At 63.4% G+C, this 1,115-nt stretch carries 1 protein-coding gene; it reads right to left on the reverse strand.

Annotated features, from left to right (window positions below):
- Nucleotides 1–1,055: type VI secretion system Vgr family protein (locus AC3A6M_RS24810; protein WP_487855354.1), on the reverse strand; the 1,055-nt coding region annotated here is incomplete at its 3' end.
- Nucleotides 1,056–1,115 lie beyond the last annotated feature (60 nt).

Below are 1,115 nucleotides of genomic sequence, written 5' to 3' on the forward strand. Positions count from 1 at the left end.
ATGCTGGGCTGGGCCGGCTCGCCGCGCTTGGGTACGCGCAGTTCGGCGCTGAAGTGGTCAGCGAGCTTGAAGGACCGGCCCGGCTGGGCAGTACGATCGTTGCCGCGGGCTTCGAACGTTTGCGTGTTCGCATCAACCTCGCCCATGCGCTGCTGCGCGAGCTGTTCGCCCTCGTCATGGGTGCGGAAACCGTACGCGCCCGTGTTCTCGTAGATTTCGTAAGGGTAGACGTCGCCCTGCTTGTTGAGCGACTCGGCAGTCGAGCGCTGCGCGACCGGATTCTTGTAGTCGAAGCTGGCCAGCGTTGTCTGGCCGGAGCCGAGCCGGCGCACGGCGCTCCATTCGCGGATGCCGTCGTCTTCGAGGGAGCCGGCCTGGTCGCGGAACGGGATTTCGCCGGAATCGTCAATGCCGGTCGGGTCGATGGGTTGCGCCAGCGTGCTCCGGTCGCTGAGAAAGAGTGTGTGCCCGTCGGCCCGGTGCTCGTACCAGTAGTGCAGCCCGAGCTCTTCCCAGCGGCGGTGCAGGTGGTTGTAGTCGGTCTCGTCGTACTGGTTGGCACAGGTCAGCCGCGGATACTCGCCGACGATGACCGGATTCCAGTCGGCCTGGCGGTAATGGGCAAAGGTGAGTTCGGTAATTTCGATGACGCTCTTGCCGAGGAACGAACGGTTGTCCTTGCGCAGCTTCGCGAATGCCAGCCATGGCTCGAGGACCATGTGGTAGAACGCGAAGCCGCCATCGGTGCGCAGAAAACGGAATTCGGTGACGTAGCCGTTGAAGTAGCGCAGCGAGCCGTCCTGGCGCACGAGCGAGATCGTGACCATCCTGGCCATCATCGCCTTCAGGGGAATCCGCATGTCGTCCGACAGGAGCTCGACCTCGAAGCGAAAGCAGCGCGAGACTTCCTCGTTCGCCTTCAGCCGGTTCGGCAGGAGGATGCGATCCGGACCGTCGTCGCGGGGGAAGTCCAGGCGCATCAGGCGGTCGTGCTGCGCATCGTGACTGAACGCCGACAGCGCAGCTCCCGCCGCGATCGCTTGGCTTCCGTCCATGTATTGCCTCCGATGGTCTAAAGCTGTCAAATTTCCATCGGCTAAGGTAACCAAGCGCTT

The sequence above is a fragment of the Telluria sp. Soil_C_11 genome, from assembly GCF_057657395.1.